The following is a 23,437-nucleotide window of genomic DNA, read 5'->3' on the forward strand; positions in this document are numbered from 1 at the left end:
CATGAAATGAACGTACTGGAAGTCGACCTGCATAAGCTCACGGTCAGCGATCCGTTCCTCGGACAATATCAGCAGTTGGTGCGTGATGTGGTGATCCCCTACCAGTGGGATGCGCTTAATGACCGCATTGCAGAGGCGGAACCAAGCCATGCGATAGAAAACTTCCGTATCGCCGCGGGGCTGCAGGATGGCGAGTTTTACGGCATGGTTTTTCAGGATAGCGACGTGGCGAAATGGCTGGAGGCCGTCGCCTGGTCCCTGTGCCAGAAACCCGATGCGGAACTTGAGAAAACCGCTGATGAGGTCATTGAACTGGTGGCTGCGGCACAGTGTGCAGACGGCTATCTCAATACTTACTTCACGGTAAAAGCTCCGGATGAACGCTGGACCAACCTCGCCGAATGCCATGAACTGTACTGCGCCGGTCATTTAATTGAAGCGGGCGTCGCATTCTTCCAGGCGACGGGTAAGCGTCGTCTGTTAGAAGTGGTGTGCCGCCTGGCGGATCATATCGACAGCGTGTTTGGGCTTGGTGAAAATCAGTTACGCGGCTACCCCGGACACCCGGAAATCGAGCTGGCCTTAATGCGCTTATATGAAGTGACTCAGCAGCCACGCTATATGGCGCTGGTAAATTACTTTGTTGAGCAGCGCGGCGCTCAGCCCCATTTCTATGACGAAGAGTACGAAAAGCGGGGGCAAACCTCTTACTGGCACACTTACGGCCCGGCGTGGATGGTGAAAGATAAACCCTACAGCCAGGCACATCAGCCCATTTCAGAACAGCAAACGGCTATCGGTCACGCGGTGCGCTTTGTTTATCTGATGACCGGCGTGGCGCACCTGGCACGTTTAAGCCAGGACGAAGGCAAGCGTCAGGATTGCCTGCGTCTGTGGAAAAATATGGCCCAGCGCCAGTTGTACATTACCGGCGGGATCGGCTCTCAAAGCAGTGGCGAGGCGTTTAGCAGCGATTACGATCTGCCCAACGACTCCGTGTACGCGGAAAGCTGCGCTTCAATCGGACTGATGATGTTCGCCCGCAGAATGCTGGAAATGGAGGCCGACAGCCAGTATGCCGACGTCATGGAGCGCGCCCTGTATAACACCGTTCTCGGCGGCATGGCGCTGGACGGTAAACACTTCTTCTACGTTAACCCACTGGAAGTACACCCTAAGTCATTAAAATTCAATCATATTTACGACCACGTGAAGCCCGTTCGCCAACGCTGGTTCGGCTGCGCCTGCTGTCCGCCCAATATCGCCCGCGTCTTAACCTCAATTGGCCATTACATCTACACGCCACGTCAGGACGCGCTGTATATCAATATGTATGTGGGCAATAGCATGGAAGTCCCCGTGGCAGATGGCGCGCTCAAACTGCGCATTAGCGGGGATTATCCATGGCATGAGCAGGTGAAAATCGCCATTGAATCACCGCAGTCGGTGTATCACACCCTGGCCTTGCGCTTGCCTGACTGGTGCTCCGCGCCGCAGGTTTTGCTGAATGGCCAACCGGTTGAGCAGGATATTCGCAAAGGCTATTTGCACATCAGCCGAACCTGGCAGGAGGGCGATACGCTCAGTCTGACTCTGCCAATGCCAGTGCGTCGGGTGTACGGAAACCCACTGGTGCGTCATGTTGCCGGTAAGGTCGCTATTCAACGTGGGCCATTGGTGTATTGCCTGGAGCAGGCCGACAACGGCGAAGAACTGCATAATCTGTGGCTGGCGAAAGAGAGCGAATTCAGGGTATTCGAGGGTAAGGGGCTGTTCAGCCATAAGATGTTAATTCAGGCTGAAGGCGTGAAGCAAAGCTGCGCCGACGCGACGCAGCAATCCTTGTGGCACTATGATGTTTCACCGGCTTCTCGCCAGGCGCATACGCTGACGTTTATTCCGTGGTTTAGCTGGGCGAACCGTGGTGAAGGCGAAATGCGAATCTGGGTAAACGAGCAGTAACGGTAAGCGTACCGGATGACGACGCTTCGCGTCTTATCCGGTCTGGCGACTGAAAAGATTGCCCTCCTCCCTGAGGACAAACGGGTGAGAATCAGAAACGCCAGGTCAGACCGGACATCAAGGTGAAGCTGTCATCGCGATCAACCATCGGGCTATTTTTAATGTCGTCCGGCAGCGCACTGTAGTTGGCGCTGGCCAGCAGCGTCAGGTTGCTGGTCAACGCGTATTTAGCGGACAGGCCAACATACGGTGTCCAGCTGTCCCCAGGAGAGTAGCTTGATAACCCACTACGGCGGGATTCATTGCCAGAGATGCCGTAGTAATATTCGTTGAAGTTTTCGTCATAGTAGAGCACGCCAATCGCCGGCGTCAGCGTTAGCTTGCCCATCGGCATTTGGCGGAACAGAGACATTTCCGCGACCCAGCCATTGCTGTTATCCAGCACATCCGCTGCGGCGGAGACTTTCACACTGCCCCATTTCTGATGGTGATACCACGCGGCGCCCGCCATGGCGGTCGCGTCACGCTTATCCAGCTTTTTCATCGCATGATCGTCGTTATCACCTGGATCAAACTCAAGCGGCATGTATGAGGCAGTAATGCTAAATTCATTACTTTCGTTTTTTGAAAGAATATAACCTAACGTTGTTTGCCTAAAATAAAAGGATTCACTTTCATAACTGACAAGCGGTACTGCGTGAACGTTATCATTATATCCACGATAAGGAGATTCATTATATACAGCGCCAGCACCAATAGAAAATTCTGCGGCAGTTGCACTCGCCATAAAAGAAAAGGCGAACAGCGCCACAATATTGCGTTTAATTAACATGCCAACATTCCATTTTAAAATAAGCTACAAAGCGCGTGCATAATAATGCTTACAATTTCATCGATGCAACATTCATATTTATATAGTAATATATACAAACATATATATATTGGGTTTGGCGATGAACAAATTACAACTCAAACACCGGGAACTGAAAATTATTTCGGTAATTGCTGCCAGTGAAAACATCAGTCATGCCGCTACGGTTCTCGGCATCGCACAGGCCAACGTCAGCAAGTACCTGGCTGATTTCGAATCAAAAGTTGGATTAAAGGTGTTTGACCGCACCACTCGGCAGCTAACTCTTACGCCGTTTGGTACGGCGCTGCTTCCTTACATCAATGATATGCTGGAAAGAAACGATCAGCTCAATAGTTTCATTGCTGATTATAAGCATGAAAAACGTGGGCGGGTAACGGTCTATGCACCAACGGGAATTATTGCTTACTTATCGCAACATGTTATTGCAAAAATTCAGAATATCGGCGGCATTAGCCTCTCACTTAAAACATGTAACCTTGAACGTAAAGCATTTTATGAAGGCGTCGACTTTCCTGATGATTGTGATGTTTTAATCACCTATGCACACCCTAAAGATGAATCACTGGTCGCCAGTTTTATTACCAAATATGCAGTGACGGCATTTGCCAGCCCTGAATACATCAAACAACATCCTATTAGTAGTCCTGATGAGCTGGAAGAACATTCCTGCATTCTGATTGATTCCATGATGATAGATGATGCCAATATCTGGCGCTTCACCTCCTCCGGCGGCAAGGAAATGCACGATTATCGGGTGACCGGAAATTATGTCTGCGACAATACACAGTCTGCGTTGGCGCTGGCACGTAACCATCTGGGCATTGTTTTTGCGCCGAATGCGAGTGTACAAAAAGATGTTCAATCCGGATTGCTGGTCCCATGTTTCTCAGAACAACATGAATGGTGGCTGGATTTGGTGGCGATTTTCCGCAAGCGTGAATACCAGCCATGGCGGGTACAGTTTATTCTTGATGAGATGTTGGCAGAGATCCGCCAGCAGCTTACTCAGTCGCTGGAGCAGCAGACTGAGTAAGCAAAATGAGGATACCAGACTCAACAGGCGTTATTGGCGCAGGTAGTTTGAACACGGCCCAGGTTCAAAAATAGCCTGCACCTAGTGGTCGAGATACAGGTAATGCACCCAGCTGGTCATCCGCAGCAAGACCTTACGCATGACCGACACATGCTCGAAGTGGTCAGAGTAAACGGCGACCTGGGCGTAAATCCCATCAGGTAATGCGCTCACATCCGCATTTTCATTTAGCTCAATTGTGGCGATCACCCCTTCCGAACCGGGCGTCGAGTTTAAGGATTGTAGCGCCCCGTTCGACTGGTATGTCCCCCCCGGTACGGCTGGGCTGATGGCAGCCAGTTTGCCGCTAAATACCTTACCCGGCAGGGCGTTAAAGACCACTTCCGCTTCATCGCCGGGCTCCAGTCGCAGCAGCGAGTTTTGACGGAACTGGGCGATAATTTGCCGTTTTTGATCCGGAATAAACACCATCACCGGGCGCATCGGCAGCGCGGCGGCGTAGGTTCCGGGGCGCATCAGCACCTGGGTTACGTAACCATCGCTGGGCGCGCGAACCACGGTCTGATCCAGATTGAATTCCGCTTCAGCTAACTGTGCTTTCAGGCTGGCAATTTGCGAATTCTCACCCTGCACCAGGCTGTCTAACTGACTCTGGATTTGCTGTTGTTCTGCAACGGAGGATTTCACCGCGGCTTCCTGCGCCAGATAGTTTTGCCGCGCCGCGTCGATATCGCGTTCAGAAAAAGGATTCACCTTCGCCTGACTCCCCTGCGCATAGCGCTGGTAATCTTTAGCCAGTTTGTCGCGCGTGGCCTTTGCCTGCTGCGTGTTGGCTTGCATTTCGTCTAACTGTGCCACCAGAGCCTGCTCTTTATGCTGTGCGGTGACAATATCAGCTTTCAGACGATCTACCCGTGCCTGATAACGTCCCGGATTAAGCTTAAAAAGAACCTCGCCTTTTTTGATCAGCGTATTTTTCTTATCCGTTACTTCCGTCACTACACCCGTTACCTGCGGCACTACGGGAATTGAAATTACCGCCTTTTGCGCCTTAAATGTATACGGATGGTTATAATTCATCAGTAATATCAGCCCGCAAACAATAAATATACCGCCTAAGGCTGCAGTGGGTACTGTCCATTTATTTACAGGAATTTTAAATATTTTAAATATTGACCATGCGCACGCCACATAGGTCAGAACAATCAGTAAATCCATCGATATTACTCCGCCGGAGAGGTCTTCGCCTCACCCAGTTTCTTTTCCAGATCGGCCACCCGTGCCTGAAGCTGGATCAGGGAAGGATCCGCGCTCTGCATGCCCCATCCGCGCTCGGGGCGATAAAGCGTTGCCCAGATCCACAAAAAGGGCCAAATAACATGTAAGGTAAACAAACTAACCCAGCCCGCGACGTGTATTGCGTCAGCATGTGGATGGTTACGTTTCTTTGCAATTAGATAGGGAATATCATGCAGAATAATAATCCCGTAAAAAATGACCAGGAATACAAAAATAAGCACTCCTAATGCAAAATAATCAAGGAACATATTTGCCTCAGGGATTTAAATTAAAAATTCGGCTGCTGTTTGATTTAAACAATAGAGTTGATAATAGTAGTGGAATGACCAGATTGGATGCAATGGTGTTATTTATATAACGATATATGGGTTTCTATATATACCCGTCGTCTTTCGAGCTGCTTCTTTGTTGGCTGCGTTCGTTCACCCCAGCCACTTACCTGAGTAAGCATCCTGGGGATGCCCGGTACGCTAAACGCGTCCGGGCAGTAAGTGACGGGATATTAGAACAGCCCCAGCGGTTTATCTGAGTAACTCACCAGCAGGCATTTGGTTTGCTGATAATGCTCGAGCATCATCTTATGCGTCTCGCGCCCGATGCCCGACTGCTTGTAACCGCCGAACGCCGCATGCGCCGGGTAAGCATGGTAACAGTTGGTCCATACACGCCCCGCCTGAATACCGCGGCCCATCTTGTACGCCAGATTTCCGTTACGACTCCAGACGCCAGCACCGAGACCGTATTGGGTGTCATTGGCGATTTCCAGCGCCTCTTCCATGGTTTTGAAGGTCGTGACGGCCAGTACCGGTCCGAAGATCTCTTCCTGGAAAACCCGCATATTATTCTTACCAAACAAAATGGTCGGTTCGAGGTAGTAACCCTCTTTTAACTCACCATCCAGCTGCTTACGCCGCCCGCCAGTGAGAATATCTGCCCCTTCTTTCTTACCAATGTCGATGTAATTCAGAATGGTTTCCAGTTGACCATGCGACACCTGCGCGCCCATTTGCGTCACGCTGTCTAACGGGTTGCCGCTACGAATACTTTCCACCCGGCGAATCGCTCTTTCCATAAAACGTTCGTAAATGGATTCCTGCACCAGGGCACGGCTTGGACAGGTACACACTTCGCCCTGGTTGAAGGCAAACAACGCAAAGCCTTCCAGCGCTTTGTCAAAGAACGCATCTTCTTCATCCATCACGTCTGCAAAGAAGATATTGGGAGATTTCCCACCCAGCTCCAGCGTGACAGGGATAATATTCTGCGTGGCGTACTGCATGATCTGCTGCCCGACTTCCGTTGAGCCGGTAAACGCCACTTTCGCAATGCGTTTAGATGTCGCCAGATATTCACCGATTTCTCCACCCGCGCCGTTTACCACGTTCACTACGCCTGGTGGGAGAAGATCGCCGATGACTTCCATCAACAGCAGTACGGACAGCGGCGTCAGACGCGCAGGTTTAAGCACCACGCAGTTACCCGCCGCCAGCGCGGGCGCCATCTTCCAACTGGCCATCAGTAGCGGGAAGTTCCACGGGATAATTTGCCCTACCACACCTAGAGGTTCATGGAAGTGATACGCCACGGTCTCGCTATCAACCTCACTGATTCCCCCTTCCTGCGCACGAATACAGGAAGCGAAATAGCGGAAATGGTCAATAGCCAGCGGCACGTCTGCCGCGCTGGTTTCGCGGATAGGTTTACCGTTATCCCAGGTTTCTGCCGTCGCCAGCAGCTCGAGATTTTGCTCCATGCGATCGGCGATTTTGAACAGAATCGCCGCCCTGTCCTGCACGGATGTCTGCGCCCACTTGTCTTTTATCTTGTGCGCGGCATCCAGGGCGAGATCGATATCCTTTTTGCCGGAAGAGGCCACTTCGCACAGTAATTGCCCGGTTACCGGCGTCAGGTTTTGGTAATACTCGCCGTCCACCGGTGCAACCCAGTCACCACCGATAAAGTTATCGTATCGGGCTTTTAACTTCAGAGGGTAACCATATTCGCCGGGATAAATACGCGTTGAAGGGGGATTATTGGTCATGACCGTCTCCTTGCTGTAGGGGTACTACAAGGGTAGACGGGGCTGGCGAATTATTCGCCAGCCATTTCCTGCTTTACGACAGGTATCACGAATTACATGGCTGCGCGATAAATCGCCATAATTTCTTCATGAGTCGCCTGAATCGGGTTAGTGAAACCGCAGGCATCTTTCAGGGCATTGGTCGCCAGTACGGCAATATCTTCTTCCTTCACGTTCAGCTCACGCAGACCGGCAGGAATATTCACTTTCTGCGCCAGTTCGCGGATCGCCGCGATGCAAGCTTCCGCCCCTTGCTCTGCGCTCAAGCCAGCAACGTCCACGCCCATCGCCTTAGCGCAATCACTCAGACGAGCGGCAGCCACTTTACTATTGAAAACCTGCACATGCGGCAGCAAAACAGCGTTACATACACCGTGCGGCAGATCGTAGAAACCACCCAACTGGTGCGCCATGGCGTGCACGTAACCCAGAGAAGCGTTGTTAAAGGCCATGCCTGCGAGGAACTGCGCGTAGGCCATAGCCTCACGTGCCTGAGCATTGCTGCCGTCTTCAACAGCGACCGGCAGGTTTTCCGCAATCATGGTGACCGCTTTCAGCGCGCAAGCATCGGTAATTGGGGTTGCAGCAATAGAAACGTAGGCTTCGATAGCGTGGGTCAGCGCATCCATACCAGTGGCCGCCGTCAGAGACTTCGGCATACCGACCATCAGCGAGGAGTCATTAACGGACAGCAGCGGCGTAACATGCTTATCCACAATCGCCATTTTAATATGGCGTACTTCATCGGTAATAATGCAAAAACGCGTCATCTCCGACGCCGTACCCGCGGTGGTGTTAATGGCGATCATCGGCAACTGAGGTTTTGCTGAGCGATCCACGCCTTCGTAATCGCGAATATAGCCACCGTTAGCCGCCACCAGCGCAATGCCTTTCGCACAATCGTGTGGCGAACCACCGCCGAGAGAAATAACGCTATCACAGTCATTTTCTTTCAGCATTTTCAGGCCAGCAGCAACGTTGCTGGTCGTCGGATTAGGATGCGTACCGTCGTAAATGACGCTGAAAATATCACGTTCCTGTAATGCCTTTTGAATCTCGCCAGCCATACCTAATTTCGTCAGCATGGCATCTGTGACAATCAGCGTACGGCGAAAACCATATTCCGCCATTGTATTCATCGCGTCTTTTAATGAATCAGCGCCAATTACATTCACGGAAGGAATAAAAAATGTTGAAGCAGCCATTGTACGTTCCTTATTTTATTCTGAAGAGCCAGGAAGCATACGTGTGAATTTTTCAACAAAATATGATCGTGGTGGTTATTTTAATAACACCATAAATAAAAAAGCACATTAGGCTTAGAATCTAATGTGCTTATTTCAATCAACATATATTTTGTATTAATTCATTTAAACCATGAATTAATTGTTTCATTATTTTTCCGGAAACAATAACGCATCGCGTAATAAATGATCATTTCCCCGGCGACGCGTAAAACCAATGCGGTCAAAATATTCCAGAATCTGAATAGCCAATTTGCGCCCAACGTTCAGCCTGTCGCGGAAATCAGCCGCACAGGTCGATCCCCGTTCCTGATCCAGCTCGCGGATCATATTGGCAAAGGCCACAATCCGATCGTTACGGTAATAGCGATCTTTAACGATCGCGGTAATAATGCCTTGCTGTGCCGCTTGTCGTAACGCCACGCGCATCATTTGCTCATCCGTACCCGTCTGTTTTGCCAGATCGCGTACCCACCACGGCTCATCGCCAAAAAGCGGTTCTGCTTTTAGCCAGATTGCCTGCTGCTCATCGCTGAAACCCGCCTTATGATCCGGCAAATGCAGCCAGCCATGATGGCTATGGATGGCACCGCTCTCGCGCATCTTTTCAATCAGCAGCAAGACCAGCGCTTCGTCTTCCATCGGCAAAGCCATACGCCGCAGACGTTCGCGTCCAGGCCCTGGCTCATCACGGTGCTGTTCGTGGTAGGTCGCCAGCGTATCGAGGACTTTTCGCTGCCAGCGCGCCGCAACGGGAGCATTCAACAGGCTGTATCCCGCCTGAATAAAACCATGTTGCTCAATCAACGGACGCATCCCGTTGCCGTTGAGCTGGCGCGCCCAGGCGAAATCAGGAATATTCACCGCCCCACGCGTCAGATGCAGCGCCAGGGCGTCGCCGTCACTCTGCGCCTTTTCCAGCGCCGACAGCCACTGCAGATATTCCGGCTTACGTTTCCCGCGACGCGGCGGATTGAGCGTTACCACGCGCGCACCTGCTAGCGTCGTGCGGGCAGAAATATCGCGCAGCACCAGACGGTCGTTATCAGCAAGCCAAAGCGGTGTATCAAACACCAGTTCCGCCAGCGTTCCTTCAAGCAGCGAGATTCGCCCGGTTACATGACTGGCCGCGTGGTGAATATGCAGCGGTTGCCACTGCATCAGCGGCGCGGCATGTTCTAAAGAAACAATTACGCGGGTAAAAGCCTCCGGCGGCGCATCAGAAAGTAGCCAGTCGCCGCGGTTAAGTTCTTCTTTTTGCGCATCGCCGGCAATATTCAGCGCGATACGTTGCCCCGCCTGCGCGCGTTCGGTGGCCTGATTTTGCGCATGCAGGCTACGTACGCGCATCGGTTTGTTGACGCCCGTGAGCCACAGCGTGTCACCGATATTCACTTCACCGCTAAGCGCCGTCCCGGTCACCACCAGCCCCGCGCCTTTGACCGTAAAGGCACGGTCAATCGCCAGGCGAAAGCTGCGATCGCAGGCATGCTCGCGCGACGTTAATTGCAGCAAATGCTCGCGCAGTTCTTCAATCCCACGACCTTCACTGGCGGCCGTCACGAACAGAACCGCACCGGCGAAACCATAATTCTCAAGCGTGGTGTGCACCTCGGCACGTACCGCGTTGATGCGATCCTCATCCACGCGGTCGGCTTTCGTGAGCGCCACGGTGATCTGCGGATTACCCGTCAGTTGCAAAATTTGCAAATGCTCACGCGTTTGCGCCATCACGCCATCATCACACGCCACCACCAGCAGCGCGTGGTCAATCCCGCCGACACCTGCCAGCATGTTGGACAAAAACTTTTCGTGTCCCGGAACATCGATAAATCCCAGTATCCGTCCGTCCGGCTGCGGCCAGTAGGCATAGCCGAGATCGATGGTCATGCCGCGCTTTTTTTCTTCCGGCAGACGGTCGGCATTCACGCCGGTAATCGCCTGTAATAACGTTGTTTTTCCGTGGTCAACGTGTCCGGCGGTTGCAATAATCATTTCAGCATCATCTCCATAAACCGGGTCTCGTCTTCAAGGCAGCGCAGATCCAGCCACATGCGACCATCATAAATTCGCCCAATGATCGGCACGGGCAACGTACGCCAGCGAGCGGCCAGCGCTTCAAGGCGGCTACCGCGCCCGTCGTGGGGGGTAAAGGTTAATGCCGCGCTGGGCAGCCTATCAACAGGTAGCGAGCCGCTGCCAATCTGCGACAGGCAAGGCATCACATTCAGGGCGAATTCGTCGCCGTAATGCTCAGCAAGCCGTGCCTGTAATTGTTGGGCCTGCGCATGGACAGCCTCTTGCGAACGGGTGAGCTGGCGTAGCGTCGGCAGCTTCGTCGCCAATGCTTCCGGGTGCAGATAAAGCCGCAGCGTCGCTTCCAGCGCAGCCAACGTCATTTTATCAGCCCGTAATGCACGTTTCAGCGGATGGCTCTGTAAGCGAGCGATCATCTCTTTTTTACCGACGATGATCCCGGCCTGCGGCCCGCCCAGTAATTTATCGCCAGAAAAGCTCACCAGACTGACGCCAGCGGCAATCAGTTGCTGCGGCATCGGCTCCTGCGGCAGTCCATACTGGCTGAGATCGACCAGCGAGCCACTGCCGAGATCCGCCACCACCGGTACATCCAGCTCCTTACCAATAGCGGCCAGCTCAGCCTCACCCACCGACTTCGTAAAGCCTTCGATGCTGTAATTACTGGTATGCACCTTCATCAGCAGCCCGGTGTTTTCATTCACCGCCTGACGGTAATCTTTCGCATGGGTCCGGTTGGTGGTACCCACTTCACGCAGCATACATCCGGCCTGGCACATAACGTCCGGAATACGAAACGCGCCGCCAATTTCTACCAGTTCGCCGCGTGAAACGACCACCTCTTTGCCGTTAGCCGTGGCGGCCAACATCAGTAAAACCGCTGCTGCATTGTTATTAACGATACAGGCGTCTTCCGCCCCCGTCAGACGGCAGAGTAAATCCGCCAGCGCCCGATCCCGATGTCCGCGCCCGGCATCATCCAGGCTGTATTCCAGCGTCACCGGCGTGCGCATCGCCTGCACCACCGCCTCGATCGCTTCTTCTGCCTGCGACGCGCGACCAAGGTTGGTGTGCAGCACCGTGCCGGTCAGGTTAATCACCGGACGCAGCGCGCTTTGCGATTCTCGTTCCAGCCGGGCGCTGGCTTCTTGCGCCCAGTCCTCACACCATGCCGGGAGCGCGTGCGTGTCGCGGATGGCTTCTCTGGCTTCGTCGAGCATATGACGCAGCAGGTCAACCACTCGGGTATGACCGTGAGACTCACGTAAGGCTGGGAAGGCGCTATCGCGCAATAAACGATCGATAGCGGGAAGCTGGCTGTAGAGTGAACGCATGTCGGTTGTCATGAAAGGGCCTGGCTGTTGGTGGCCCTCTCCACCGTGGAGAGGGATATCGATATAGGAAGGATTGTACCGTGACTTTGCTCAGGCGGACATACATACACAAAATCATTCAAGATGCATCGAGGCGGCAAGAGAATGAGTCCCCAGGAGCGTACGAATAGTACGTAACTGGGGCGAAGAAACGCTGCCAACAAAGAGGCAGCTTGAAGGATGAAGTGTAAATGTGTATCAAGCCTTTGGCGGTTCAGTACGGGCAAAACTTTCGCGTTGAAAGAGCGTTTCCACCAGTTTGACCAGGCGCGGGCGATCAACACACCAGCCGGGCGCGACCCGACGGAAATTGAGATAACCGACGGCACAAGCAATCGCAATGGTTGCCAGGTTAACCGTATCCGTTTTCAGCGTACCGTCCGCCAGATAGCCCTCCAGCATATCCAGACTACGGGTAATCTTTTCCCGCTGGCGTAACAGTTCCGTTTCTGACTGCTGCGCGGCGGGGCGAGCCTGCTCACGCACCGAGACTAAACCCGCATCCATAATGCCGTCTGCCAGCGCTTCCAACTGGCGTACCTTCAGCGCCGCCAGCGGTTCACGCGGCAGCATAGCTGGCGCAATATCCAGCAGCTCGATATATTCCGCAATGATCGGGGAGTCAAACCAGTACTCGCCCTCATCGGTGACCAGCGCGGGCACTTTTCCTAGCGGGTTATAGCGCGCCACGCCGCTATCCGCGTTATAGGGAAGTTCATTCACAAATTCGAAGGTGATGCCCTTTTCCAGTAACAGAATAGAAATTTTACGCACAAAAGGGCTGGTATAGCTGCCAATGAGTTTCATGCCGGGTCCTTTTTGCCAACAAAAATATCAGTATGGCTCAGGTCGCCGTAAATGGCAGGTGATGACGATCTCAATGATCCAAATAAAGGTAATGCATCCAACTGGTCATGCGCAGCAACACTTTACGCATCACCGACACGTGGGCGAAATGGTCAGAATAGACCGCCACCTGGGCATAGATACCGTCCGGCAACGCATCTACATCGGCATTAGGATCCAGTTCAATCGTGGCCAGCACCCCATCGGTACCCGGCACCACCGTTAAGGATTGTAATGCCCCCTGAGCCTGATAAGAACCGCCCGGCACAACCGGCAGAATGGAGGTCAACTTAGCGGAGAAAACCTGACCTGGTAGCGCATTAAACACCACTTCCGCTTCATCGCCCGGTTTCAGGCGCAACAGCGAGTTCTGGCGGAATTGCGCCACGATTTGTCGTTTCTGTTCCGGAATAAACACCATCACCGGGCGCAGAGGCAGCGCGGCAGCGTAGGTCCCGGGCCGAATAAGCACCTGCGTAACATAGCCGTTGCTGGGGGCACGGACGATAGTCTGCTCAAGATTGTATTTGGCTTCAGCGAGCTGAGCGCGCAGAGACGCAACCTGAGATTGCTCCCCGTTGACCATACTGTCTAACTGGCTTTGAATCTGTGTCTGTTCCGCAACCGATCCTTTGACCAGCGCATCCTGGGCCAGATAGTTTTGCCGGGCGTTGTCGATATCGCTTTCAGAGAATGGGTTTACCCTCGCCTGGCTGCCCTTCAAATAGCGTTGATAATCCTTATACAGGCGGTCACGTTCCGCAGACACGCGGGTGGTATTAGCGACCGCTTCCGACAGCTGTGCTTTCAGATTGTCGATATTATGCGTCGCGGTCACCAGGTCTGCCTGAAGTCTGTCAACCCGCGCCTGATAACGCACAGGGTCGAGTTTAAATAACACCTCGCCTTTTTTAATCAGCTGATTATTTTTATCTGTCACCTCACTAACAATTCCCGTGACCTGCGGGGTAACAGGAATTGAAATAACCGCTTTTTGCGCCGTAAAGGTATACGGGTGGTTATAGTTCATTAATAAAATGAGTCCCGCCACAATAAACACGCCGCCTAATGCAGCGGTTGCAAGCGTCCATTGGTTGACCGGAATACGGAATATTTTAAAGATGGCCCAGGCGAATGCCACGTAGGTCAGGACAATCAACAGATCCATGATTAAATCTCCGGAAAGGTGGAGTTATCGGTTTTATTCTCCCCATCCAGTCTTTTTTCCAACTGGCTGATGCGCGCTGCCAGCGCAGCAATCTCGGGGTCTGGATCCTTTCCGGTCGACGTGATGTGTGACTGCATGCCCCAGCCACGCTCAGGCTGGTAGAGCGTCGCCCAAATCCACAGGAATGGCCAAATAACATGCAATGTAAAAAGACTCACCCATCCCGCCGTGTGGATGGCATCGGCATGAGGATGGTTGCGCTTCTTAGCCATGTTATAGGGGATATCGTGGATGGCGATGATTCCATAAAACAGCACCAGAAATACGAAGATCAGCACGCCCAACGCGAAATAATTAAGAAACATACCTGCCTCGAATTCACGCTAATTAGAGTTTTTTTATGCCGGCAGCCGTATGCACCCAGGCTGATGTTTTGAACATAACTGCAGTTTGGGGTTTTCGCCATACCACAAAAAAAATATTTTTTCTGGTGAGAAGTTGCTTTCTTTTGCAATAAAAATGTCGGGGGTAGAACCTGCTGTAGATCACATCCGAGCAAATGCAGATAAAAATACTTTGCGATCTACATCACAAAGATTCAACAAACAGCAAAAGCAAAAATGTGAATCAGTTCACATTTAACCCTCGTTTTTGGCGAATTCTGATCCAGTGATGTTTTTTTGTACCGGAATTTTGTGATTAAGGTCACATTAACTAGCGCCCCACACCCTATATTTACGTGACGGAAGTCACACAAAAGGGCGTCGACTGGACAGTTGAACGATTCAGTGCCAGATTTCGCAGTATCTACAGGGTCCGGCTACCTCCTGCCGCTACATTAACAAACCTCGGGCTTTCAGCCTGCGCGATAGCAAACATAAGAAGGGGTGTTTTTATGTCATCCGATATTAAGATCAAGGTGCAAAGCTTTGGTCGATTCCTCAGCAACATGGTGATGCCAAATATCGGCGCGTTTATCGCGTGGGGTATTATCACCGCATTATTCATTCCGACAGGGTGGTTGCCGAACGAAACGCTGGCGAAGCTTGTCGGCCCAATGATCACCTATCTGCTGCCGCTACTGATCGGTTATACCGGTGGTAAGCTGGTTGGCGGCGAGCGTGGCGGCGTGGTTGGTGCTATCACCACCATGGGCGTTATCGTCGGTGCTGATATGCCAATGTTCCTCGGCGCGATGATCGCAGGTCCGCTGGGCGGCTGGGCTATCAAACATTTCGACAACTGGGTAGACGGTAAGATCAAGTCCGGTTTTGAGATGCTGGTGAATAACTTCTCCGCAGGCATCATCGGGATGATCCTCGCCATTCTGGCATTCCTTGGCATTGGCCCATTGGTTGAAGCACTGTCCAAAATCCTGGCGGCAGGCGTTAACTTCATGGTTGTCCATGACATGCTGCCGCTGGCGTCTATCTTCGTTGAACCGGCGAAAATCCTGTTCCTCAATAACGCCATCAACCACGGTATTTTCTCACCGCTGGGTATTCAGCAATCCCATGAGATGGGCAAATCCATCTTCTTCCTGATTGAAGCTAACCCGGGTCCGGGTATGGGCGTCCTGCTGGCATACATGTTCTTCGGTCGCGGCAGCGCTAAGCAGTCTGCGGGCGGCGCGGCAATCATTCACTTCCTGGGTGGTATCCACGAAATTTACTTCCCGTACGTGCTGATGAACCCACGTCTGATCCTGGCCGTTATCCTCGGCGGTATGACTGGCGTATTTACCCTGACTATCCTGAACGGCGGTCTGGTTTCTCCGGCCTCTCCGGGTTCTATCCTGGCCGTGCTGGCAATGACGCCGAAGGGGGCTTACTTCGCTAACATCGCCGCTATCTGTGCAGCAATGGCGGTCTCCTTTGTAGTCTCAGCCATTCTGCTGAAAACCAGCAAAGTGAAAGAAGATGATGACATTGATGCTGCCACACGTCGTATGCACGACATGAAAGCGGAATCTAAAGGCGCATCTCCGCTGGCGGCTGGCGACGTGACTAACGACCTGAGCCATGTGCGTAAAATCATCGTTGCCTGCGATGCCGGTATGGGTTCCAGCGCCATGGGTGCGGGCGTACTGCGTAAGAAAGTGCAGGATGCCGGTCTGTCTCAGATTTCTGTCACCAACAGCGCGATTAACAATCTGCCGCCGGATGTGGATCTGGTCATTACCCACCGTGACCTGACCGAACGTGCGATGCGCCAGGTGCCTCAGGCACAGCACATTTCGCTGACCAACTTCCTCGACAGCGGTCTGTACTCCAGCCTGACCGAACGTCTGGTTGCGGCACAGCGCCACAACGTGAATGAAGTGAAAGTCCGCGATCACCTGAAAGACAGCTTTGAAGAGGGTGATACCCACCTGTTCAAGCTGGGTGCGGAGAATATCTTCCTTGGCCGTAAAGCCACTAACAAAGAGGAAGCGATTCGCTTTGCCGGTGAGCAACTGGTGAAAGGTGGTTACGTTGAGCCAGAATACGTTGAGGCGATGCTGGACCGCGAAAAACTGACCCCGACTTACCTCGGCGAGTCCATCGCAGTACCGCATGGTACGGTTGAAGCCAAAGACCGCGTGCTGAAAACCGGTGTGGTGTTCTGCCAATACCCGGAAGGCGTTCGCTTCGGTGAAGAAGAAGACGATATTGCCCGCCTGGTAATTGGTATCGCAGCACGTAACAACGAGCACATCCAGGTGATTACCAGCCTGACCAACGCTCTGGATGATGAATCTGTGATCGAACGTCTGGCCCATACCACCAGCGTGGATGAAGTTCTGGAACTGCTGGCGGGTAAAAAAGCTTAACGCTTAAGTATCTCCAAAATAGTTCGAGCTGCAGGAAGGCGGCAACGCAGTGAATCCCCAGGAGCGTACATAAGTACGTGACTGGGGTGAGCGAGGAGAGCCAACGCATCTGCAGTTCGAAATATGAAGGCGATATCCTCTCCCTTGTGGAGAGGGTTAGGTTGAGGGAAAAGCCTCACCCCAGCCCTCTTGGGTAAAAACATTAATGAAGGTTAATACTATGAAAGCATTACATTTTGGCGCAGGTAATATCGGTCGTGGCTTTATCGGCAAATTGCTGGCGGACGCGGGGATACAGCTGACGTTCGCGGATGTAAACCAGGTCGTGCTCGATGCCCTGAATGCCCGTCATAGCTATCAGGTTCATGTGGTGGGTGAAAACGAGCAGGTTGATACCGTCTCCGGCGTCAACGCCGTGAGCAGCATCGGCGATGATGTCGTCGACCTGATTGCCCATGTAGATTTAGTCACTACCGCCGTCGGTCCGGTCGTGCTTGAGCGTATCGCTCCGGCCATCGCCAAAGGGCTGGTTAAACGCAAGGCACAGGGCATAGCTACTCCGCTAAATATCATCGCCTGTGAAAACATGGTTCGCGGAACGACCCAGTTGAAAGGCCATGTAATGAACGCGCTGGCAGATGAAGACAAAGCCTGGGTTGAAGAACATGTTGGCTTCGTCGATTCCGCCGTGGACCGTATTGTTCCTCCTTCAGCCTCTGCGACCAATGACCCGCTGGAAGTTACCGTTGAAACCTTCAGTGAGTGGATTGTCGACAAAACGCAGTTTAAAGGCGAATTGCCGAACATCCCGGGAATGGAATTAACTGATAACCTGATGGCATTTGTCGAACGTAAACTCTTCACGCTGAACACCGGGCATGCTATAACCGCGTACCTCGGAAAATTGACCGGTCATCAGACCATCCGTGACGCGATTCTCGACGAGAAAATCCGCGCAGTGGTAAAAGGTGCGATGGAAGAGAGCGGCGCGGTACTGATTAAACGCTATGGCTTTGATGCAGCAAAACATGCGGCATACATTCAGAAAATCCTCGGTCGCTTTGAAAACCCGTATCTGAAAGATGACGTTGAGCGCGTGGGTCGTCAGCCGCTGCGTAAGCTGAGCGCGGGCGATCGTCTGATTAAACCGCTGCTGGGCACGCTGGAGTATGCTCTGCCGCACGCCAATCTGGTCACCGGTATTGCCGCTGCAATGCACTATCGCAGTGAGGAAGATCCTCAGGCACAGGAACTGGCCGCGCTGATTGACGAAAAAGGTCCACAGGCCGCGCTGGCGCAGATCTCCGGCCTGGATGCCAACAGTGATGTGGTGGCGGAGGCGGTTAACGCATATAACGCGACCAAATGATAGAGAATGTGGCGCAGGTCAGCCTGCGCCAAAATGACAGATTGTCAGATATGCAGGCAATAATGGAACAAACGCAGGCCTTTGAAAATCGTGTGCTTGAGCGTCTGAATGCTGGCAAAACCGTACGCAGCTTCCTCATCACCGCCGTAGAACTGCTTACCGAGGCGGTGAATATTCTTGTGCTTCAGGTATTTCGCAAAGACGACTATGCGGTGAAATATGCTGTAGAACCGCTGCTTGACGGCGACGGTCCGCTGGGCGATCTTTCCGTTCGCCTGAAGCTCATCTACGGTCTGGGCGTACTCAGCCGGCCGGAGTATGAAGACGCGGAGCTTCTGATGGCGCTGCGGGAAGAGTTAAACCATGACGGCAATGAATATGCGTTCACCGACGACGAAATTCTTGGTCCGTTTGGCGAACTCCACTGCGTGACGGCACTCCCGCCGCCACCGCAGTTTGATACCTCAGACTCAGGTCTGCACGCGATGCAGATCCAGCGCTACCAGCAGATGGTGCGCTCCACGATGGTACTTTCCCTGACCGAGCTGATTTCTAAAATCAGCTTAAAAAAAGCCTTTCAAAAATAAGACCCTGCAGGCTTACTTCTCTTCCTGCTGCGGTCGATAAAGCTGCCGATAGTACGCCAGACGTTGCAGATACAGCTGCGCATTCTCCTGCGGTATTTCAGAAGGGACAACGTTGCGCGGTGGTGTTTTATTCAGATACTCGCGAAAAGCCTGGCTTGAAGCCATAAAATCGACCGTCTTATCAATAAGGACCGAGACGTTCTCACCTATTTTCGCCATAATCTTCCCTCCTCCATGTATTAACCACGCTCAGCCTGCGCGGTTGATCATTTAAGTTTAGGATCGGTTGGGCAATTACATTGAGGAAAACGTGCTTCACTATGAACCCGCCAATAAAAAGCGCCATGGCCGATCTTATCGCTTAAAATTCCTTACTAATCAAAATGGTAGTATTTCCATTAGCTGAATAATACTTGCGGCATTTGATTATTTATCTTCGATTAGTTGTGAATAATCCCGCTCTGCGCGCATACTATAGGATATTCATCCTATTTTTATCAGAAGCTATCCTATGAAAGAAGTCGAAAAAAACGAAATTAAACGCCTGAGCGATCGTCTGGACGCTATCCGCCACCAGCAGGCTGACCTGTCTCTGGTTGAGGCCGCCGACAAATATGCCGAGCTGGAACAAGAGAAAGAAACTCTGGAAACCGAGATTGCGCGTCTGCGTGAAGTCCATGGCCAGAAGCTGAGCAAAGAAGCGCAAAAGCTGACGAAACTCCCTTTCCGTCGCGCCATCACCAAAAAAGAGCAGGCGGATATGGGCAAGCTGAAGAAGAGCGTGCGCGGCCTGATTGTCGTTCACCCGATGACCGAGCTTGGCCGTGAAATGGGCCTGAAAGAGATGACGGGCTTCGCGAAGAGCGAGTTCTAATCTCCCACCGGGCAACATCCGCTTGCCCGGTCCTTCATTTCACCTCGCAATTGGCCCTACCAATTTCAGTCAGATCCTACCAGCACCTCACATTTCATTAAAATGCGCGTACAATACCGTTGCCAATAGATAACATTTGATTAACCATTCATTGTCATTACCCCTACACAACAATATTGGCAGGGCCACTTTTACACATAATGTGACCTGGAGATGAGCACAGACTCATTCCATTATGTCGGCGGCCCCCAGGAGACCTGCAATGAATCTCTGGCAACAGAACTACGACCCGGCCGGTAACATCTGGCTTTCCAGTTTGATCGCATCGCTCCCTATCCTGTTCTTTTTCTTCGCCCTGATTAAGCTCAAGCTGAAAGGCTATGTTGCGGCATCATGGACGGTGGTGATTGCTTTGTCGGTCGCCCTGCTGTTTTACAAAATGCCGGTCGATCACGCTCTGGCTTCCGTGGTCTACGGCTTCTTCTATGGTTTGTGGCCGATTGCCTGGATCATTATCGCCGCGGTATTCGTCTATAAAATCTCGGTGAAAACCGGGCAGTTCGACATCATCCGCTCATCGATACTCTCGATTACCCCGGACCAGCGTCTGCAAATGCTGATTGTCGGTTTCTCCTTTGGTGCCTTCCTCGAAGGAGCAGCAGGCTTTGGCGCTCCGGTAGCGATTACCGCCGCGCTGCTGGTAGGCCTCGGCTTTAACCCACTGTACGCGGCAGGTTTGTGCTTGATCGTAAATACTGCGCCGGTCGCTTTTGGCGCAATGGGCATTCCGATTCTGGTTGCCGGTCAGGTGACCGGACTGGACAGCTTCGAGATTGGCCAGATGGTGGGCCGTCAGCTGCCGTTCCTGACCATTATCGTGCTCTTCTGGATTATGGCGATTATGGATGGCTGGCGCGGCGTAAAAGAGACCTGGCCTGCGGTGATGGTCGCTGGAGGCTCGTTTGCTATCGCGCAGTATCTCAGCTCTAACTTTATCGGACCGGAGCTGCCAGACATCATCTCTTCTCTGGTTTCGCTGGTCTGCCTGACGCTGTTCCTGAAACGCTGGCAGCCAGTACGCATCTTCCGCTTTGGCGATATGGGCGCTTCGCAGGTCGATATGGACCTGTCGCGCACCCGCTACACCGCAGGACAAGTGGTACGCGCCTGGTCTCCGTTCCTGTTCCTGACCGCCACCGTCACGCTGTGGAGCATACCGCCGTTTAAAGCGCTGTTTGCGCCCGGCGGCGCGATGTACCACTGGGTGGTCAATATTCCAGTCCCGTTCCTCGACAAGCTGGTTGCCCGTATGCCGCCGGTCGTACACGAAGCCACAGCCTACGCGGCGGTGTACAAATTTGACTGGTTCTCTGCGACCGGTACCGCGATCCTGTTTGCCGCCCTGCTGTCTATCGTCTGGTTGAAGATGAAGCCGTCTGCTGCGCTGCAAACCTTTGGCAGCACGCTGAAAGATCTGGCGCTGCCTATTTACTCCATCGGCATGGTGCTGGCGTTCGCGTTTATCTCTAACTACTCAGGTCTTTCATCAACCCTGGCATTGGCCCTGGCGCACACCGGCAGCGCGTTTACTTTCTTCTCGCCGTTCCTCGGCTGGCTGGGGGTATTCCTGACCGGGTCCGACACCTCATCAAACGCACTGTTTGCCGCCCTGCAGGCCACGGCCGCTCAGCAAATCGGCGTATCAGACGTACTGATGGTGGCGGCAAATACCACCGGCGGCGTGACCGGCAAGATGATCTCTCCACAATCTATCGCTATTGCCTGTGCGGCAGTGGGATTAGTGGGGAAAGAATCTGACCTGTTCCGCTTTACCGTGAAGCACAGCCTGATTTTCACCTGCATGGTGGGTGTGATCACCACGCTGCAGGCCTATGTCTTAACCTGGATGATTCCATGATAGTGATGCCCAGACGCCTGTCAGACGAAGTCGCATCTCGTGTGCGGGCGCTGATTGAAGAACAACAGTTGGAGGCGGGCATGAAGTTGCCCGCTGAGCGTCAGCTGGCCGTACAGCTCGGCGTCTCGCGCAACTCGCTGCGCGAGGCGTTAGCAAAGCTTGTGAGCGAAGGCGTACTGATTAGCCGTCGTGGCGGCGGGACGTTTATCCGCTGGCAGCATGAGGCCTGGTCTGAACAAAACATCGTTCAGCCGCTGAAGAGCCTGCTGGCGGACGATCCCGACTACAGCTTCGATATTCTTGAAGCCCGCCACGCCATTGAAGCCAGCACCGCATGGCACGCAGCGATGCGGGCCACCGCCGCCGACAAAGAGAAAATCAGGCTCTGTTTCGACGCCACGCAAAGCGAAGATCCGGATCTCGCCTCACAGGCTGACGTGCGCTTTCATCTCGCCATTGCGGAGGCCTCGCACAACGTGGTGCTGTTGCAGACCATGCGCGGTTTCTTCGACGTATTGCAGTCTTCGGTTAAACAGAGCCGCCAACGTATGTACCTCGTGCCCCCCGTATTTTCACAACTGACGGCGCAGCATCAGGCAGTGCTGGACGCCATTGTCGCCGGCGATGCCGACGGGGCGCGTAGGGCCATGATGGCGCACCTTAGTTTTGTCCACACCACGATTAAACGATTTGATGAAGATCAGGCCCGCCAGGCGCGTATCACCCGCCTGCCCGGTGACTCTGGTGATAATAGCAGGGAGAACAACACATGATTATTTCAGCAGCCAGCGACTATCGCGCCGCAGCCCAGCGCATCCTACCCCCCTTCTTGTTCCATTATATTGACGGTGGGGCGTATGCCGAGCACACCTTGCGCCGTAACGTGGCAGACCTGTCGGAAGTGGCGCTGCGCCAGCGCGTGTTGAAGAATATGTCCGACCTGAGCCTGGAAACAAAGCTGTTCAACGAAACGCTTTCTATGCCGGTGGCCCTCGCGCCTGTCGGACTGTGCGGCATGTACGCACGCCGGGGGGAAGTTCAGGCCGCCGCCGCCGCTGACGCTAAAGGCATTCCGTTTACGCTTTCCACGGTATCCGTATGTCCTATTGAAGAAGTCGCCCCGACCATCAAGCGTCCGATGTGGTTCCAGCTGTATGTCCTGCGCGATCGCGGCTTTATGCGTAACGCCCTGGAGCGCGCCAAAGCAGCGGGTTGCTCCACGCTGGTCTTTACCGTCGATATGCCTACGCCCGGCGCACGTTACCGTGACGCCCATTCCGGTATGAGTGGTCCCAACGCCGCGCTGCGTCGCTACTGGCAGGCAGCCACTCATCCACAGTGGGCATGGGACGTTGGCCTGAACGGTCGCCCGCATGATTTAGGCAATATCTCGACCTATCTTGGCAAACCCACCGGCCTTGAGGATTACATCGGCTGGTTGGCGAATAATTTCGATCCGTCGATTTCCTGGAAAGACCTCGAGTGGATCCGTGAATTCTGGGACGGCCCGATGGTGATCAAAGGGATCCTCGATCCGGAAGATGCTCGTGATGCAGTCCGTTTCGGCGCGGATGGCATTGTCGTTTCTAACCATGGTGGCCGCCAGTTAGATGGTGTGCTGTCTTCTGCTCGCGCGCTGCCCGCCATTGCCGATGCGGTGAAGGGCGATATCACCATTCTGGCCGATAGCGGGATCCGCAACGGTCTGGACGTTGTGCGCATGATTGCGCTGGGCGCGGATAGCGTGCTGCTGGGGCGGGCCTATCTGTACGCGCTGGCGACCCACGGCCAGGCCGGGGTGGCGAATCTGCTGAATCTGATCGAGAAAGAGATGAAAGTGGCAATGACCCTGACCGGTGCGAAGTCGATTAGCGAAATCAGCGGTGATTCGCTGGTACAGGAACTGGGTAAGAGCCTGCCTGCTGCATTAGCGCCTCTGGCCCAGGGTAGCGCTGCGTAAC

The 23,437-nt window shown here is 53.3% G+C and carries 20 protein-coding genes; 9 read left to right on the forward strand and 11 right to left on the reverse strand.

All coding sequences use genetic code 11. The features are described 5' to 3' along the window. Positions 1-6 precede the first annotated feature (6 nt). Positions 7-1,962, forward strand: a complete 1,956-nt coding sequence (locus tag OGW16_RS09460; protein WP_043018706.1) for a glycoside hydrolase family 127 protein — start codon at positions 7-9, stop codon at positions 1,960-1,962. A gap of 91 nt (positions 1,963-2,053) precedes the next feature. On the opposite strand, the gene OGW16_RS09465 is transcribed toward OGW16_RS09460, so the two are convergent. Next, positions 2,054-2,794, reverse strand: a complete 741-nt coding sequence (locus tag OGW16_RS09465) for a MipA/OmpV family protein (RefSeq protein WP_047407925.1) — start codon at positions 2,792-2,794, stop codon at positions 2,054-2,056. Between the two features lie 121 nt (positions 2,795-2,915). On the opposite strand from OGW16_RS09465, the gene OGW16_RS09470 reads away from it, so the two are divergent. Then, positions 2,916-3,869, forward strand: a complete 954-nt coding sequence (locus tag OGW16_RS09470; protein WP_286518360.1) for a LysR family transcriptional regulator — start codon at positions 2,916-2,918, stop codon at positions 3,867-3,869. 81 nt (positions 3,870-3,950) lie between these two features. On the opposite strand, the gene OGW16_RS09475 is transcribed toward OGW16_RS09470, so the two are convergent. From OGW16_RS09475 to OGW16_RS09515, 9 genes are all read right to left on the reverse strand, one after another. Beyond that, the gene (locus OGW16_RS09475) at positions 3,951-5,087 is read right to left on the reverse strand and encodes an HlyD family secretion protein (protein ID WP_047407922.1); all 1,137 of its coding nucleotides are present in this window, start codon (positions 5,085-5,087) and stop codon (positions 3,951-3,953) included. Positions 5,088-5,092: 5 nt separating this feature from the next. Further along, positions 5,093-5,416 (reverse strand): DUF3302 domain-containing protein, encoded by a 324-nt coding sequence (locus OGW16_RS09480; protein ID WP_047407908.1) that lies wholly within the window; start codon positions 5,414-5,416, stop codon positions 5,093-5,095. 254 nt (positions 5,417-5,670) lie between these two features. After that, a complete protein-coding gene (gene aldB, locus OGW16_RS09485) occupies positions 5,671-7,209 on the reverse strand; it encodes an aldehyde dehydrogenase AldB (RefSeq protein WP_043018711.1) in 1,539 nt (512 codons plus the stop codon). A gap of 92 nt (positions 7,210-7,301) precedes the next feature. Next, entirely contained in the window at positions 7,302-8,453 is a 1,152-nt protein-coding gene (gene yiaY / locus OGW16_RS09490) for an L-threonine dehydrogenase (RefSeq protein WP_286518361.1), read from the reverse strand. 189 nt (positions 8,454-8,642) lie between these two features. Continuing rightward, positions 8,643-10,487: a selenocysteine-specific translation elongation factor gene (gene selB / locus OGW16_RS09495; protein ID WP_043018713.1), complete on the reverse strand. Its 1,845-nt coding sequence runs from the start codon at positions 10,485-10,487 to the stop codon at positions 8,643-8,645. After that, complete coding sequence (gene selA, locus OGW16_RS09500; RefSeq protein ID WP_087050755.1) at positions 10,484-11,875, reverse strand: L-seryl-tRNA(Sec) selenium transferase; 1,392 nt, start codon at positions 11,873-11,875, stop codon at positions 10,484-10,486. The genes selB and selA overlap by 4 nt, the downstream gene beginning before the upstream one ends. Before the next feature lie 225 nt (positions 11,876-12,100). Then, on the reverse strand, positions 12,101-12,709 hold the full coding sequence (locus OGW16_RS09505; protein ID WP_075145483.1) for a glutathione S-transferase: 609 nt from the start codon (positions 12,707-12,709) through the stop codon (positions 12,101-12,103). Between the two features lie 70 nt (positions 12,710-12,779). Next, positions 12,780-13,916 (reverse strand): HlyD family secretion protein, encoded by a 1,137-nt coding sequence (locus tag OGW16_RS09510; RefSeq protein WP_047407893.1) that lies wholly within the window; start codon positions 13,914-13,916, stop codon positions 12,780-12,782. 2 nt (positions 13,917-13,918) lie between these two features. After that, the gene (locus tag OGW16_RS09515; RefSeq protein WP_043018717.1) at positions 13,919-14,281 is read right to left on the reverse strand and encodes a DUF3302 domain-containing protein; all 363 of its coding nucleotides are present in this window, start codon (positions 14,279-14,281) and stop codon (positions 13,919-13,921) included. Between the two features lie 530 nt (positions 14,282-14,811). Between OGW16_RS09515 and mtlA the strand changes: the two genes are divergently transcribed. The 3 genes from mtlA to mtlR all read left to right on the forward strand — a co-directional run bounded on the left by mtlA (position 14,812) and on the right by mtlR (position 18,684). Next, positions 14,812-16,728, forward strand: coding sequence for a PTS mannitol transporter subunit IICBA (gene mtlA / locus OGW16_RS09520; protein ID WP_043018718.1), 1,917 nt, complete (start codon positions 14,812-14,814; stop codon positions 16,726-16,728). 220 nt (positions 16,729-16,948) lie between these two features. Further along, complete coding sequence (mtlD, locus tag OGW16_RS09525) at positions 16,949-18,097, forward strand: mannitol-1-phosphate 5-dehydrogenase (RefSeq protein ID WP_043018719.1); 1,149 nt, start codon at positions 16,949-16,951, stop codon at positions 18,095-18,097. Beyond that, positions 18,094-18,684 (forward strand): mannitol operon repressor MtlR, encoded by a 591-nt coding sequence (mtlR, locus tag OGW16_RS09530; RefSeq protein WP_047407889.1) that lies wholly within the window; start codon positions 18,094-18,096, stop codon positions 18,682-18,684. The genes mtlD and mtlR overlap by 4 nt, the downstream gene beginning before the upstream one ends. Before the next feature lie 12 nt (positions 18,685-18,696). On the opposite strand, the gene OGW16_RS09535 is transcribed toward mtlR, so the two are convergent. Continuing rightward, the gene (locus OGW16_RS09535; RefSeq protein WP_003827334.1) at positions 18,697-18,903 is read right to left on the reverse strand and encodes a hypothetical protein; all 207 of its coding nucleotides are present in this window, start codon (positions 18,901-18,903) and stop codon (positions 18,697-18,699) included. 292 nt (positions 18,904-19,195) lie between these two features. Here OGW16_RS09535 and OGW16_RS09540 point away from each other — a divergent pair, with 292 nt between their 5' ends. From OGW16_RS09540 to lldD, 4 genes are all read left to right on the forward strand, one after another. Continuing rightward, positions 19,196-19,558, forward strand: a complete 363-nt coding sequence (locus OGW16_RS09540; RefSeq protein ID WP_043018722.1) for a YibL family ribosome-associated protein — start codon at positions 19,196-19,198, stop codon at positions 19,556-19,558. A 262-nt stretch (positions 19,559-19,820) separates the two neighbouring features. Next, positions 19,821-21,476, forward strand: a complete 1,656-nt coding sequence (lldP, locus tag OGW16_RS09545; protein ID WP_003827332.1) for an L-lactate permease — start codon at positions 19,821-19,823, stop codon at positions 21,474-21,476. After that, a complete protein-coding gene (gene lldR, locus OGW16_RS09550) occupies positions 21,473-22,249 on the forward strand; it encodes a transcriptional regulator LldR (RefSeq protein ID WP_286518362.1) in 777 nt (258 codons plus the stop codon). Before lldP ends, lldR begins: the two co-directional genes overlap by 4 nt. Next, positions 22,246-23,436 (forward strand): FMN-dependent L-lactate dehydrogenase LldD, encoded by a 1,191-nt coding sequence (lldD, locus tag OGW16_RS09555; protein WP_043018724.1) that lies wholly within the window; start codon positions 22,246-22,248, stop codon positions 23,434-23,436. The genes lldR and lldD overlap by 4 nt, the downstream gene beginning before the upstream one ends. The last annotated feature ends 1 nt before the right edge of the window (position 23,437 follow it).

This window comes from Citrobacter sp. Ce104, assembly GCF_030334595.1.
Lineage (GTDB): Bacteria > Pseudomonadota > Gammaproteobacteria > Enterobacterales > Enterobacteriaceae > Citrobacter > Citrobacter europaeus.